At 42.6% G+C, this 12,869-nt stretch carries 16 protein-coding genes and 1 riboswitch; of the genes, 6 read left to right on the top strand and 10 right to left on the bottom strand.

The window, feature by feature from the left end:
* Position 1: 1 nt before the first annotated feature.
* The 3 genes from def to PRU_RS02985 are packed head-to-tail and all read right to left on the bottom strand — an operon-like array spanning position 2 to position 1,506.
* Complete coding sequence (def, locus tag PRU_RS02995; RefSeq protein WP_013064617.1) at positions 2 to 562, bottom strand: peptide deformylase; 561 nt, start codon at positions 560 to 562, stop codon at positions 2 to 4.
* Between the two features lie 26 nt (positions 563 to 588).
* Positions 589 to 1,002 carry a Holliday junction resolvase RuvX gene (gene ruvX, locus PRU_RS02990; protein WP_013063827.1) on the bottom strand — a complete coding sequence of 138 codons (414 nt, stop codon included), beginning with the start codon at positions 1,000 to 1,002 and terminating at the stop codon, positions 589 to 591.
* A gap of 9 nt (positions 1,003 to 1,011) precedes the next feature.
* The gene (locus PRU_RS02985) at positions 1,012 to 1,506 is read right to left on the bottom strand and encodes an SPOR domain-containing protein (RefSeq protein WP_041385597.1); all 495 of its coding nucleotides are present in this window, start codon (positions 1,504 to 1,506) and stop codon (positions 1,012 to 1,014) included.
* Positions 1,507 to 1,736: 230 nt separating this feature from the next.
* Here PRU_RS02985 and PRU_RS02980 point away from each other — a divergent pair, with 230 nt between their 5' ends.
* Genes PRU_RS02980 through PRU_RS02970 form a run of 3 tightly spaced genes read left to right on the top strand, consistent with a single transcriptional unit; the run spans position 1,737 to position 2,596 of the window.
* Positions 1,737 to 1,952, top strand: a complete 216-nt coding sequence (locus tag PRU_RS02980; RefSeq protein ID WP_013065308.1) for a YtxH domain-containing protein — start codon at positions 1,737 to 1,739, stop codon at positions 1,950 to 1,952.
* A gap of 3 nt (positions 1,953 to 1,955) precedes the next feature.
* Positions 1,956 to 2,306, top strand: a complete 351-nt coding sequence (locus PRU_RS02975) for a phage holin family protein (RefSeq protein ID WP_013064154.1) — start codon at positions 1,956 to 1,958, stop codon at positions 2,304 to 2,306.
* A gap of 5 nt (positions 2,307 to 2,311) precedes the next feature.
* Positions 2,312 to 2,596 carry a hypothetical protein gene (locus tag PRU_RS02970; protein WP_013063440.1) on the top strand — a complete coding sequence of 95 codons (285 nt, stop codon included), beginning with the start codon at positions 2,312 to 2,314 and terminating at the stop codon, positions 2,594 to 2,596.
* A 166-nt stretch (positions 2,597 to 2,762) separates the two neighbouring features.
* Here the strand turns inward: PRU_RS02970 and PRU_RS02965 are convergent, their stop codons facing one another.
* Genes PRU_RS02965 through PRU_RS02955 form a run of 3 tightly spaced genes read right to left on the bottom strand, consistent with a single transcriptional unit; the run spans position 2,763 to position 5,395 of the window.
* Positions 2,763 to 3,524, bottom strand: coding sequence for an MBL fold metallo-hydrolase (locus tag PRU_RS02965; RefSeq protein WP_013065367.1), 762 nt, complete (start codon positions 3,522 to 3,524; stop codon positions 2,763 to 2,765).
* Positions 3,521 to 4,522 (bottom strand): UDP-N-acetylmuramate dehydrogenase, encoded by a 1,002-nt coding sequence (gene murB / locus PRU_RS02960; RefSeq protein WP_013064596.1) that lies wholly within the window; start codon positions 4,520 to 4,522, stop codon positions 3,521 to 3,523. The genes PRU_RS02965 and murB overlap by 4 nt, the downstream gene beginning before the upstream one ends.
* Positions 4,523 to 4,555: 33 nt before the next feature.
* Complete coding sequence (locus PRU_RS02955; protein WP_013063719.1) at positions 4,556 to 5,395, bottom strand: DUF4348 domain-containing protein; 840 nt, start codon at positions 5,393 to 5,395, stop codon at positions 4,556 to 4,558.
* 166 nt (positions 5,396 to 5,561) lie between these two features.
* On the opposite strand from PRU_RS02955, the gene pheS reads away from it, so the two are divergent.
* Positions 5,562 to 6,620, top strand: coding sequence for a phenylalanine--tRNA ligase subunit alpha (gene pheS / locus PRU_RS02950; RefSeq protein ID WP_013064371.1), 1,059 nt, complete (start codon positions 5,562 to 5,564; stop codon positions 6,618 to 6,620).
* 47 nt (positions 6,621 to 6,667) lie between these two features.
* On the top strand, positions 6,668 to 7,246 hold the full coding sequence (locus tag PRU_RS02945; RefSeq protein WP_013064629.1) for a xanthine phosphoribosyltransferase: 579 nt from the start codon (positions 6,668 to 6,670) through the stop codon (positions 7,244 to 7,246).
* Positions 7,247 to 7,467: 221 nt separating this feature from the next.
* On the opposite strand, the gene PRU_RS15185 is transcribed toward PRU_RS02945, so the two are convergent.
* Together PRU_RS15185 and PRU_RS02935 are read right to left on the bottom strand one after the other, a co-directional pair.
* Positions 7,468 to 9,156 (bottom strand): GIY-YIG nuclease family protein, encoded by a 1,689-nt coding sequence (locus tag PRU_RS15185; protein ID WP_013064113.1) that lies wholly within the window; start codon positions 9,154 to 9,156, stop codon positions 7,468 to 7,470.
* Positions 9,157 to 9,236: 80 nt separating this feature from the next.
* On the bottom strand, positions 9,237 to 9,656 hold the full coding sequence (locus PRU_RS02935; RefSeq protein WP_013063509.1) for a hypothetical protein: 420 nt from the start codon (positions 9,654 to 9,656) through the stop codon (positions 9,237 to 9,239).
* Positions 9,655 to 9,765, bottom strand: a riboswitch (SAM-I-IV-variant riboswitch). (Overlaps the previous gene by 2 nt.)
* Before the next feature lie 206 nt (positions 9,766 to 9,971).
* On the opposite strand from PRU_RS02935, the gene PRU_RS02930 reads away from it, so the two are divergent.
* Positions 9,972 to 11,612 carry a hypothetical protein gene (locus PRU_RS02930; RefSeq protein WP_013065347.1) on the top strand — a complete coding sequence of 547 codons (1,641 nt, stop codon included), beginning with the start codon at positions 9,972 to 9,974 and terminating at the stop codon, positions 11,610 to 11,612.
* Positions 11,613 to 11,840: 228 nt separating this feature from the next.
* Here PRU_RS02930 and PRU_RS02925 read toward each other — a convergent pair whose 3' ends face one another.
* Positions 11,841 to 12,230 carry a HepT-like ribonuclease domain-containing protein gene (locus PRU_RS02925; RefSeq protein ID WP_013063946.1) on the bottom strand — a complete coding sequence of 130 codons (390 nt, stop codon included), beginning with the start codon at positions 12,228 to 12,230 and terminating at the stop codon, positions 11,841 to 11,843.
* Positions 12,211 to 12,504 carry a nucleotidyltransferase family protein gene (locus tag PRU_RS02920; protein WP_013063229.1) on the bottom strand — a complete coding sequence of 98 codons (294 nt, stop codon included), beginning with the start codon at positions 12,502 to 12,504 and terminating at the stop codon, positions 12,211 to 12,213. Before PRU_RS02920 ends, PRU_RS02925 begins: the two co-directional genes overlap by 20 nt.
* Positions 12,505 to 12,869 lie beyond the last annotated feature (365 nt).

The raw sequence follows: 12,869 nt of genomic DNA, 5'->3' as shown, positions 1-12,869 counted from the left end.
TTTATTTTCTGGCCACTTTGGTCTTGTAACCACAACGGAAACGACCCTGTGTCAAAGCACGCAACTTGCTTTTAATGAGCTGCTTGCGGAGTGGCGAGATACGGTCGACAAACATCTTACCGTCGAGGTGGTCGAACTCATGCTGCATAACACGAGCCAGATAACCCTCAACCCACTCGTCGTGGTGCTCAAAGTTCTCGTCATCCCACTCTACGTGGATACGGGTAGGACGTGTAACCTTCTCGTGGATAGCAGGAATTGACAGACAACCCTCTTCCGACACATCGGTATTACTCTCATCGTACTCTACGATATGAGCATTGATAAACACCTGCTTAAAGCCTTTGTACTCAGGCAGATCATCCGAAAGCACATCCAGGTCGATCACAACCAAGCGGATGGGCTTACCAATCTGAGGAGCAGCCAGTCCGATACCTTCCGACTCAGCGAGTGTCTCCCACATATCACCAATCAAATCCTTCAACTGAGGATAATCGGGTGTAATATCTTCGGCCACCTTACGAAGCACAGGCTGACCAAATATATAAATAGGTAATATCATTCTAATTGAAAATTAATAATTGATAATTATTTTTTTGAACGCATAAAATCTTCGAGAATGATGGTAGCCGAGATTTCATCTACCAATCCCTTGTTCTGTCGAGCCTTTTTCTTCAATCCACCATCCAGCATGGCCTGATGGGCCAGCACCGAGGTAAAACGCTCGTCGTAATACTGGATAGGAACTTCGGGCACAGCCTTGCGCCAACGGTTCACAAACTGCTGCACACGTGCCAGGTTCTCACTAGGTTCGCCATTAGGCTGACGTGGTTCGCCAATCACTATCATCTCTACCTGTTCACGGGCAATATAAGCCTTCAGGAAGTCGAAGAGTTCGGATGTAGCAACAGTCGCCAATCCTCCAGCTATAATCTGTAGAGGATCGGTGACTGCCAGTCCGGTACGTTTCTTACCGTAATCTATTGATAATATTCGAGCCAATGTTGCTAATTAACGAGCGTTATACAGCAACCAAGCATCGGGATATGACGCACGAATCTGATCGCGGCTAGCAGCTGCTGCAGCCTTATCAGAGAAGGTAGAGGCGACAACGCGATACATATTCTTATCATCGTTCTTAACCACCTGGGCATCGTAACCAGCATTCTTCAGGCGCTGCATCAAGCCCTCGGCATTGGCGCGAACACCAAACGAGCCAACAACTACGCTGAATGCTTTCAAACCACTACCACTAATCAGCGATACACTCTCCTGGCGTACTGATACGTTGTCGAGATTGTCTACTACCTGAGTCTCAGTAGCTGGCTTAGCCTCTACAGGAGCTACAACGGGGGCTGTTTCAACAACAGGAGCAGCCTGCTGCTGAGCTGTATCGTACTGCTTAGCCTTCTCGTAAGCCTTCTTATAGGCACTCTCGTTAGTCTTACAACTTGTCATTGCCAATGCCATGCACAAACCTGCGCATAATACAGTGTACTTTTTCATTTTTCCTAATTTTTATTTTTTAATTACTTATTTGATTCTATTTTTGTGTGCGAAATTACTAATTATTGCGCAAAAGCGAGCCAAAACACCACATAAAGTTTGTTAAATCGGGCAAAACACAACTTTTTTATTAAAAAATTGGCTGATTTTTGCATAACAACCGAAAACTTTCGTATATTTGCAGACAAATAGTCTAAGTATTAAGTATTAATTTTAAAAGCAGTAAGATTATGAAAAGTTTAGGTTACATTGGCGCATTTCTTGGCGGTGCCATTGCTGGCGCAGCTCTTGGTATTCTGGTAGCCCCCGAAAAGGGACAGGACACTCGCGTTCGTATCACTGATGCTGTAGAGGACTTCCTGAAGAAGCACAACATCAAACTGAGCCGTAAAGAGGTAGTTGATCTCGTTGACGACATTCAGGACGCAGCAACCGAGGAGGAGTAACCCATGCTGTCGAGCGATAAGAACGTTGAGAATATAGCACAGCTGATAGAGGTGCTGAAACACTATCTCGGGCTACAAACGGAATACGTTAAGCTCGATATGATAGACAAGGTGGTACGTCTGGTTACGGCTGCCGCCTTGGCTATCGTGTTTATACTGGTGATAGCGGCTTGCCTTACCTACCTGTCGTTTGCCCTCGCCTTCTGGTTGGCAACATATACTGGTACGGCTCTGGCTTTCCTCATCATATCGCTACTCTATCTGCTGCTGTTCATTCTATTTATCATCTTCCGCAAACCTTGGATCGAGAAACCTCTGGTTAGGTTCTTGGCAGGTTTGCTACTCAGTAAATAAGCACTATGCCGTACAACAAGAAAACAACCACCGATTTTTGCACGCTCGAAGAGATTCGCGAGCGCAAGGATGCTTTGCTTGACGAGATCCAGAAAGATAAGGACAAGGTTTCGTCGCTTTGGAACCAGACATTCCTGAAGCGCGACGAGGTGTCGAAGGGCGACTATATTGCCAGCCTGGTAAGCAATGGTTTTATGGCTGTAGATGCTATTCTACTGGTACGCAAACTCATGAAAGGCTACAGCTCGCTGTTTGGCAAAGATAAGGGCAAACGCAGAAGATGGATATAAAAAAAGGGTCACCGCTGTGACCCTAACCTTTGTTAACCTTAAATCTAATACTATGAAAAACACACGGTGCAAAGATACGACTATTTTCGACACCTGCAAAAAATTCCCCTAAAATATGATTATTAATTAACTTATTTTAAAGAAACCAGCAACATATTTTACATAATTACAGATATATTTCTTGTCCATCATAAGCCAGATCAATACCTTCTGGCAGCAATTTATTTACCTCTTCGTGCAAACCCACATCGTGGCATACGTGGATGATTAGCGTTTGCTTGGCTCCCACCTTACGGGCAAAAGCAATGGCATCGTCCATCAGCTGGTGCGAGTGGTGCGGCTTGTCGAAACGCAGGGCATTAACCACCAGCAACTCAGTACCTTCCAGATATGTCAGCTCGCCATCATCAATGGTCTTCATATCCGTGATATACGTCAGCTTACCAATCTTATATCCAAGGATAGGCAACTTACCATGCATCACCTGGATAGGCAGCACTTCCAGATTGCCAATCTGCAAAGGCACATGAGGTTCGATTTCATGAAGTCCGATGGCGGGCACACCCGGATAGCGGTTCTCTGCAAAGCAATAAGGCAGCATCTCCAGCATCGACTGCTTGGCCAGCTTATTGGCATACACATTGATAGCGCCAAACTGACAATACGGACGGATATCATCCATACCTCCCATATGGTCGTAATGCGAGTGGGTAATCAGTATACCATCAATCTTGCGGAATGGCTGTGGCAATATCTGCGCACGAAAATCAGGTCCGCAATCTATCAATATACGCGTATTATCTGTTTCAACCAATGCCGAACAGCGTGTACGCTTATCCTTAGGATCGGTACTTTTACACACCTTACACTGGCACCCGATAACGGGCACGCCACACGAGGTTCCTGTACCTAAGAAAGTCAGCTTCATATCACGTTCACCTCCGGATAGATATCGATACCAAATTTCTGCTTCACGTCGGCCTGAATCTGCTGGCAAAGTGCCACTACTTCTTGACCTGTTGCGCCACCACGATTTACCAGCACCAAAGCCTGCTTGTCGTGTACGCCTGCCCTACCCATCGATTTGCCTTTCCAACCACACTGGTCAATCATCCAGCCAGCAGGTATCTTTACATGATCGGCATCGATATCGTAATGCGGCATACCTTCGTACTGGGTAGCTAACGCCTCGTATTTCTGGCGCCCCACAATGGGGTTCATAAAAAAGCTGCCTGCATTGCCCAGCACCTTGGGATCGGGCAACTTGGCCTCACGTATGCGGATAATCGTATTGCGTAACTGCTGGGCAGTAGGCAGGCTGATGCCCTCCTTCACCAGCTCGGCACGTATATTACCATAGTCTAATCGGGGCTCGAACGTAGCTGCAAATTCGTACTCTACGCTCAGTATCAGGAACTGATTCTTCCAATCGTGCTTAAACTTGCTCTGACGATAACCATATTCGCACTCAGCATTCTCAATCACGCACACATTTCCTGTGGCAATCTCAACAGCACGAATGCTACGAATCAAGTCCTTAGCCTCAGCACCATAAGCACCGATGTTCTGAACAGCGCTCGCACCCACATCGCCAGGAATCAACGACAGGTTCTCGGCCCCATAAAGTCCCATTTCAATACTCTGGGCCACTACATCGTCGAACACCTCGCCGCTACCACACACCAAGCGGTTGCCATGGCGCTCAATACCCTTGCAGGCAGAGTGAACCACGATACCCTCGTAATCGCGAGTTAACAGCAGATTACTGCCACCACCTATTATAATATAAGGTACGCGCGTGTTACGCAGCAACTCAGCCACCTCTTTGGCTTCAGCCTCGCTGCTATACTCCACAAACTGTGCACACTTAGCCTCAATACCAAATGTGTTATGTTGCTTCAGACTATAATCCTTCTCTATTCTCACTTTCAACTATCAACTTTCAACTCTCAACTAAACTCACGTCATCATTTTCTTCAGCAGCCATTTGCCACCTTCTTTTCTAAAGCGCAACTCCATTTCGAGTCCGTTAGCTACCCCCCGCAGCAGATAAATCTTCTGTTTACCCTCTGGCTGTGGCTTACCATAAATAATGTTGTACAGGGTTTTATGAGGCAGAGTTGGTGCAAAAGCCTCCCATGTATCAGGTGTAATCACACCTTCCATCATGTTAAAGTCGTCGTCGGGATCAGGCCCCACAAAATCCACCGTTTCGCTCAGGCTCTTTACCTGGAAAGCACTATCCGTTACAAATCGGCGATAAAAACTCAAGAACGATGAGTTAGCATCAGCCTGCAGTGGCGTAACTCTGATTTCGAGCAACAGCCATGCGCCTTTGATACGCTGGAACACGTAGTTCTTTACCTGATTCTTCGAAAGCAGAATTTTTTCTACTACAGCCTCGCTCACGGCCGTATCCTTCATCAGCTGCATCTGCTTGTCGTCGTTAAATAATAAGGTATAGTACCCCTGACGCATAAACAGGTGTTCCATCTTCCAGTTAGCTTTCTCAACTGTGGTGGTTTTGCCGTTTTCCGTTACTCTGAGTGGAAAAACAATGCGTTCCTTCTGTAATTTCTTGTTAGCCAGGAAGTTAAACAAGAAATCGTCGAACATGGCATCAGCAGCTCTTGGCATTGGAGTTTCTGTAATCAGCATCTCCATCGAGTCAACATCCGTGGTGTCAATAGAGTCAGCCACACTATCGGCTGGCACCTCTTCTGTCTGATTGGCTTTGTTCCCTGTGCATGAGAACATGATCAGTACCGTTGCGAAAATCGCGATAAAAAACCTTTTCATCTACTTAATGTAGTACCCTAATCTTTCTAATTTCTCTCAAAATTTCGGCAAAGATACACATTTTTTTAGATATAAGTACACAAGAACAAACTTTTTTCTGTTCTTTTGTTCTTTTTATCCCAAAAAATAAGTACCTTTGCACGCAAAATTGCAATTTTTATAGTTTATGATACTTGATAAGATAGACGAACTTCTGAAAGAAGTACAGAATTTGAGCGCCAAAAACGCAGAGGAAGTTGAGCAGCTCCGACTGAAATATCTGAGCAAGAAGGGTGAGATTACAGCCCTGATGAACGACTTCCGCGAGGTTGCTGCCGATCAGAAAAAAACTGTCGGCATGAAGATTAACGAACTGAAAACACTGGCCACCGAGCGCATCAATCAGTTGCGCGAGGAGTGCGAAACCCAGGAGGGAGGCGAAGAGGCTCTCGACCTTACCCGCACACCCTACCCCATTGAGCTGGGTACACGCCATCCACTTACAATCGTAACCAACGAGATTATCGATATTTTCTCGCGTATGGGCTTTGTGCTCGCCGATGGTCCTGAGGTTGAGGATGATAACCACATCTTTACCAAGATGAACTTTGCAGCCGATCACCCCGCACGCGATATGCAGGATACCTTCTTTGTATCGCAGCATCCTAACGATGTTACCAAGAATATCCTGTTGCGTTCGCACACATCAAGTGTTCAGGCTCGTGTGATGGAGCACATGCACGACGAGAACGGCAAGCTTACTGCTCCTATCCGCGTTATCTGTCCAGGTCGTGTATATCGTAACGAGGCCATCACCGCCCGTGCACACTGCTTCTTCCATCAGGTAGAAGGTTTGTATATCGATAAGAACGTATCGTTTACCGACCTGAAGCAGGTTCTGCTTTCGTTCGCTAAGGAGATGTTTGGTGCCGACACCAAGATTCGTCTGCGCCCATCTTACTTCCCATTCACCGAGCCCAGTGCCGAGATGGATATCTCTTGCTTTATCTGTGGTGGCGAGGGCTGCGGCTTCTGTAAGCACACCGGCTGGGTAGAGATTCTGGGTTGCGGTATGGTTGATCCTAACGTGCTCGAGCTCTGCGGCATCGACTCAAAGGAGTACACCGGTTATGCCTTCGGTATGGGTGTTGAGCGTATCACCAACCTCAAGTACCGTGTCAGCGACCTCCGTATGTTCTCTGAGAACGACACCCGATTCCTCGAAGAATTCGAATCAGCAAACTAAAATAATAATTAAAGCCTCACCGCTAAGGTGGGGCTTTTTGTGTTTTTATGAACTATCTAGAACAGAAAATCCTTCAAGAGTGTGAGGTCAGACCTGGTAATATTCTGAAGATTGACAGTTTTCTCAATCATCAGATTCAGATGGACGTGATGCGGTTTATTACCCTGGAGTTCAAGAGAAGGTTTGCAGACACCAAGATTACCAAGATTCTCACCATCGAAGCCAGCGGCATAGCCATTGCCACTATGCTTGGCAACAGTCTTGATGTGCCCGTAGTGTTTGCTAAGAAGAGCCAGACACTCAATAGCAGCGACGACAAATACATGTCGCACGCCTATTCTTTTACCCATAAGAAGCAGAACATGGTGTTTGTTTCAGCCCCCTATCTCTCAGCTTCTGACCATCTGCTGATAGTAGATGATTTCCTTGCCGAAGGCGAAGCTGTTCACGCCCTTATCGACATCGCCCGCCAGGCAGGTGCCACAATAACAGGCATTGGTATCGCCGTAGAAAAGGGCAACCAGAATGGCGGTCGCATACTTCGTGAAGAAGGCTACCACCTGGAATCCCTCGCCATCATCGAAGAGATGAACTACGAAACCCAAACCATCAAGTTTCGAGAATAGACGGTATAGTAAGCGACGTGAGTTAATTCTCACATTTTTCCACAACTTGTGGGAAATTCTCAATGTATCTACCAGTCAACCATTTGGCTTCAAGCAATTCTTTATTTACAGCACTCCCATATACGACGTTATCGATAATTACAATCTTTCCGCCACCAGGTCCAAAGAAAATCCCCTATCAACTTCACCCAACTATAGCCATCTACTAATATCTATACTTTTCACTGCTGTATTGTAGAGAGAATACCATCGCGATTTTTCATAAGGCTTTCTCTGTATTGGAATGCATCAGGTTCGTCTACAAAGTTTGCATCAACTCCTTTCTCTTTCAATGCCGCTTTTATTTCATCTAACGTCACATTGAAATATTCTTTGCGATAGTTTATAGAGTTAACCTTCTTGGCATCGAATCTTCTATGTAAGTCTGCCTCCAATGCTGGTGCATCCTCACTATATATAAAGGTGTGTACGTCAAATGGGAATGGAACGCTAGCGTTACTTAATTCCATAATACGCTCCATCGGGTCTAATCGACGAGTCATTCCAATCTTATAGACATCTTTTCCAAAAGAACCTATATTAGAGATAACATAAACATAGCCTATCTTAGTTTGTTGTGCCATACTCATTGCTCTCTCTCTTAGTTCACGAGCTTCAACAAGAGCATTCTCCAGTCCCTTTATCTGTTCCTGCAATTTCTGTATCTTTTCCTGAGTCTGCGCTTCTGCCATTTCTCTTTTCTTCTTTTCAAGAGCCTCTTGTGCCTTTTCTTCATCTTTTAGAGCCTTTTTTATAGCACGCTCATATTCACGTTGTGCCTCACGTTCTTCTCGCTCCTTTTCTCGTTCAATCTGTTGCTTTTGTATATATAAATACTTTGCTTCCATATAATTGAATAGATTCTTTCCATATGATGGATCTATTCGAAATCCCGTTCCAATCATACGCAATTCTAAAATATTAACAAGAGAACCTATTTTGACTTTAATCGTATCCCAATCTGAGTTTTTCATTTCTTTTATGATTTTAACAATATTGAGTTGTGCAAATTCATTTAACAAATTACACAAATATATTTCAGCAAAAGTCCATTCCTGTGGATTAACTTTATATGGAGGTTTCAACAACATTTTCTTTAAATCCAAAGCAAGTTGTATCTGGTCAATATTAACACCGTCAATAGTTTCTCGCAAATTTCTCAAAGCCTCATCTTCACAAAGATTTGCTCTTTGGTATATTTCATGTATTACCTCTAAGCGAATCTTGTCTTTATGATTTTTCAGATAACTATTAATATCTGCTTTTATGTCATTCAATTCATGAATATATTCACTAGTTTGTTCTTTAATATTGTTTATTTCATAGGCATAATTAATATCACGCTGTTTTACCAATTCCTCTCGAAGATTGGTTAGTTCTTTGTTTGCATCTTCAATTTTCAGCTCTATGGCATGTAATTCATCCTCTCTTTGCTTCTTCTTATCATAATAAGAATGATTTTCTTCTCTAAGATTGTGATATTTACACAATTCTTCATAATCTACTTCATCCAACGCAACCAAATATGGAGATCCAACGTCAAATAACAAGAATTCATCAGAAGATTCCATACAATTTAATTTTCTGGTTGATCTCGTTAACAAAGCATGCAACTTTTCATATCTTTCATGAAGGCTATCAACTTGCTTCTTTGTTTTTTCTTTGTCCTGTTGCAAATCATATAGTTCATTCTTTTGAGCCACAACAAGATTCTTCAATTCAACAATCTGACTTCTTAACTCTTCTTTTTCTTTCTCCTCAGAAGCCACCTCGTCACGTAAAGAAACAACTTGTTGCTGCAAAGCTGCTATTTCTGCTTTTCTCTCGTTTACTTTTTCTTCGTGGGATTTTAGAAAATCAAATATTGCCATAATCAGAATCTTTTAAATGATGCTGCAAATATACGAAAAAAATCTTATCATAGCCATTTTCAAAGAATAATCTGATATCCTTATGTTGTCTTTTGTATCAGAACATCCTTTCCATACTCATACCACCAGCGAGTAGCATCACCAAGAGCATAAACACGTTCGCTGATAAAGTCTGGGTATTTAGGAGTGAGTTCTGCAGCATTGAAGCCTGCTATAACACAGAGGAAAGAGAAATCCCCCTCAATGTACTCGCACCAATGGTTTTGTCCCAAACACCAGCCAAGGATATTATCAAACTCTGCTTCCGTCTTGGGTAATTGGACGTGGGCCACAACATGAGGCTTCGACTGCTGATGAATCAGCCAATAGTCACCATGTTCCTCAACATGGCGCAACTCTGCCTTAAACGCATCACGTTCTACATGCCTGAACTCCAACCCACGATGTTGCATACGTGGATACATTACAAAGTCACTCTTTTCAATCTTCTTGATTTCCATAATCGTTTATCTTTAGTGGATTAAACATTCACTCGCATCCTTTTACCACCGCTGCCAACGATTCTGTGTAGGCCGGTTGGTGTGCATTATGCCACTCTTGATGCTTATTCTGGGCGCAAAAGTACAAAATTGTTTTGAAATTTACAAATATCTATCCAAAAATATCAGCAGATTTTGCAGATTCGATTATTATTCGTATATTTGCAGAAAATACTGGGTTATGCCTAATTAAAGTTTAGAGAAATAACAAGGGATTATTCTGATAATTATTTGATGATGCTATATGAATAAATAATGATCACTGACTAGGTCGATATGAAAAATAGCAATATTCCAGACAACACAAAGTCTCTAGCTCGTTATATTGAGCAGGCTCATGAGATATGGGGGAACCGATATGACTATTCAGAGAGTGTATATGATGGCGGAAAAAAACCGATAATCATATATTGTCCCAAACATGACTATCATTTTCGTGTAGCTATGGCGCAAAACCATATAATGAAGCCACATGGTACATTTACGCCAACAGGCTGTCCTATATGTAGGGCTGAGATAACTCACAAAACAGACTACGGCAAAGATTGGAATAAATATCTCAAGTTATGTGAAAAGAATAGTCGTGTAGGGAGAATACAAGCCATATCATCTAGGAAAGCAAAGACTCCAATGCAAATTGCCGCAGAAAAAGCTGCAAAAGAAGCTAAAAAACGAGAAAAAGAAGCCTACCTACAACATTGGCATGGTAAGAGCTTTGAGGAAGCCCGCTTTATAGAGCGCGTACATAACATGTATGGAGACCAGTTAGATACCTCACTCGTCGACTATCAAGGCAACGATAAAAATGTGACTTTGATTTGTCGAGACCATGGCATTTTTGAGATAAAACCAAGAATACTCCTTGTTGGTATAAGCAAAGGAGACTATAAACGACCTCCTCACGGTTGCTGGAAATGCTGTGGAATACCCGCCCCCAAGGATAATCCAAAACTAACCGCCAAAGAATTCTATCGACGTGTAAACATCATATATCGAAATAATGATTTCTCCTTTGAACGTAAGCGTAAAGTTTCTGTGCATACTAAGATAAGCGTCACTTGTGCCAAGCACGGTAAGATAATACATGATGCAAAATGGTGGCTCGATGGTAAGGGTTGCGACTACTGCAATGGAAAATTCTGGCCTGCCGACTGGATAAAGAATGCGCAAGCAGTTCATGGCGACAAATTCCAATACGTAGGTGTCCCGCCAAGAACGAAGGCAGACTACATACACTATATCTGTAAGGAGCATGGACTACAGAAACAGCGCTATGACGTCCATGTAAGTCAAGGATGTGGATGTCCCAAGTGCGCCAACTATCCCAACAAAAAACCGCCATTACAACGATGCGATGAGTGGATTGCCCAATGCGAAGCAAAGTACGGAAAAAATCGCTATGATTATTGTCGTGCCCATGAGGATTATGTGAACAATGACAGCCTAATTTGGATTCGATGCTGCATACATGACCATTGGTTTCAAACTACTCCTGACAACAATTTACGAACCGTCAATGGTTCATGCCCCCTTTGTGCTGCAGAGTTTAAAGAGTCTATGGGCGAAGCAGAGGTACGTCGTTGGTTGCAGAAACACGACATTATCGAATTCATCCAAGAACAGCCTATCCCCAATAACGACCCCACGCTGCCATTGCAGTATCTCTCTGCCGACTTTTGGTTGCCAAGCTACAATGGCCATAATATTATAATAGAATTTCACGGTGAGCAGCATTATGAAGACATTGACTTTTATTATAAAGGTCGTATCCGTAACTTCACCGTTCAACAACATCGCGACCGTTATCTACGTAAATACAGCAAAGACAACGACATTCGACTTATTGAAATTCCATATTGGGACTTAGACCGAATTGATGAAATTCTGACCAAAGAATTACTATCTAAAGAAGTTTAGTTACATTTTTACTTGTTTTATATTTTGTAAAATAACGCTATTTTCGAATATATATTGTTTTTAATAAAAAAGAGTTTTAAAGTTGATTATCTAGCCTCATCCAAAAATAAAGTGACAGCTTTGCGATAATGATACAGGATAAACGTCTCAAAAAAAACGCAGAAATGATTTGCTAAACCGATTACGGTGCTACTCTACCATTTCGGCGGAAGGAATTTGGTTCCAAAGTTATTTCTTCAACTCATCAATAAAGAACTGGATAGCGGTCTTTAATGGAGCAATCTCATTCTTGATTATCCATAGGATTTGGGATGCATCAACATCGAAATAATGATGAGCAATAATATCCCTCATACCTTTCACGTTTTTCCAAGGAATAGAAGGATATGTAGGAAGAAGTTTACCGTCTGTAGTCTTATCAAGATTCTTAAGACTCTCGCCTATTGCTATCAGCAGCATACATGTAGCATCAAGCAATACCATACCAGAAGACGAACATAGAAAATCATCTATAGTTTGCACATCCTTTGTACGATCTTCAAGCCTCTCGATAGCCGAAAGAATGTCTTCAAGAATATCTAATGCTATTCCCTTGCTTTCAGAAGATAAAGATTCCATCTTTTAAGATACGTTTTTTTAATCGTGGGTTAAGGTTTTGATGATTGCGGATAATATCAACGGAGGTTCCTGTTTCTTTTTCCAAGAACTCTTTAGCATCCTGCAGCAAGAAAGGATTTGGTGTTTGCGTATCTACAAACAGATCTATATCACTCTGCTCCGTTTGCTCTCCACGTGCAGTAGAACCAAACAGAGACAAAGAAGTTATACCATACTTTTCTTTAAGTATAGTCATATACTTCTTCAGCAGTTTGATACATTCATCCTTTCCCATATCAAATATGTATTTCGCTTGCAAAAGTAAATAAAAAAGCCGAAAGTTCCAAACTTTAGACAGAAAACTTGATTTTATGGAGAACATTACAGAAACACACGCACATTTAATGGCAAGATATCAACCTCTCACTCAAATGCGGCGAAAGGTGCATAAACACTGGGATTTTGAGACATGAGAGGTTGGGCAAACCTCTCACCTAACCTCTCACTCAACCTCTCACTCGATTTTAACAATTGGGTAATTTAACAAAAATTTAACACAAAAGACTTGAAACCGCCTTTTAAATTTTGTACCTTTGCCAGCGCAATAGCAAAAACCGTACACAAAGACATACGTGAGTATGAAAAGTGCACATAACAGAA

The organism is Xylanibacter ruminicola 23 (assembly GCF_000025925.1).
In the GTDB taxonomy this organism is placed as follows: Bacteria; Bacteroidota; Bacteroidia; order Bacteroidales; family Bacteroidaceae; genus Prevotella; species Prevotella ruminicola.
The sequence above is the reverse complement of the archived record's forward strand: the minus strand, read 5'-3'. Positions and strand labels throughout refer to the sequence as shown.

Coding starts and splice junctions, on each gene's coding strand:
- PRU_RS02920 (WP_013063229.1), bottom strand. CDS start 12,504: ATGGGAAAGGATGAATGTATCAAACTGCTGAAGAAGTATATGACTATA.
- PRU_RS02925 (WP_013063946.1), bottom strand. CDS start 12,230: ATGGAATCTTTATCTTCTGAAAGCAAGGGAATAGCATTAGATATTCTT.
- PRU_RS02945 (WP_013064629.1), top strand. CDS start 6,668: ATGAACTATCTAGAACAGAAAATCCTTCAAGAGTGTGAGGTCAGACCT.
- PRU_RS15185 (WP_013064113.1), bottom strand. CDS start 9,156: ATGGCAATATTTGATTTTCTAAAATCCCACGAAGAAAAAGTAAACGAG.
- PRU_RS02975 (WP_013064154.1), top strand. CDS start 1,956: ATGCTGTCGAGCGATAAGAACGTTGAGAATATAGCACAGCTGATAGAG.
- PRU_RS02930 (WP_013065347.1), top strand. CDS start 9,972: ATGAAAAATAGCAATATTCCAGACAACACAAAGTCTCTAGCTCGTTAT.
- PRU_RS02980 (WP_013065308.1), top strand. CDS start 1,737: ATGAAAAGTTTAGGTTACATTGGCGCATTTCTTGGCGGTGCCATTGCT.
- PRU_RS02935 (WP_013063509.1), bottom strand. CDS start 9,656: ATGGAAATCAAGAAGATTGAAAAGAGTGACTTTGTAATGTATCCACGT.
- PRU_RS02965 (WP_013065367.1), bottom strand. CDS start 3,524: ATGAAGCTGACTTTCTTAGGTACAGGAACCTCGTGTGGCGTGCCCGTT.
- PRU_RS02955 (WP_013063719.1), bottom strand. CDS start 5,395: ATGAAAAGGTTTTTTATCGCGATTTTCGCAACGGTACTGATCATGTTC.
- PRU_RS02985 (WP_041385597.1), bottom strand. CDS start 1,506: ATGAAAAAGTACACTGTATTATGCGCAGGTTTGTGCATGGCATTGGCA.
- PRU_RS02970 (WP_013063440.1), top strand. CDS start 2,312: ATGCCGTACAACAAGAAAACAACCACCGATTTTTGCACGCTCGAAGAG.
- def (WP_013064617.1), bottom strand. CDS start 562: ATGATATTACCTATTTATATATTTGGTCAGCCTGTGCTTCGTAAGGTG.
- pheS (WP_013064371.1), top strand. CDS start 5,562: ATGATACTTGATAAGATAGACGAACTTCTGAAAGAAGTACAGAATTTG.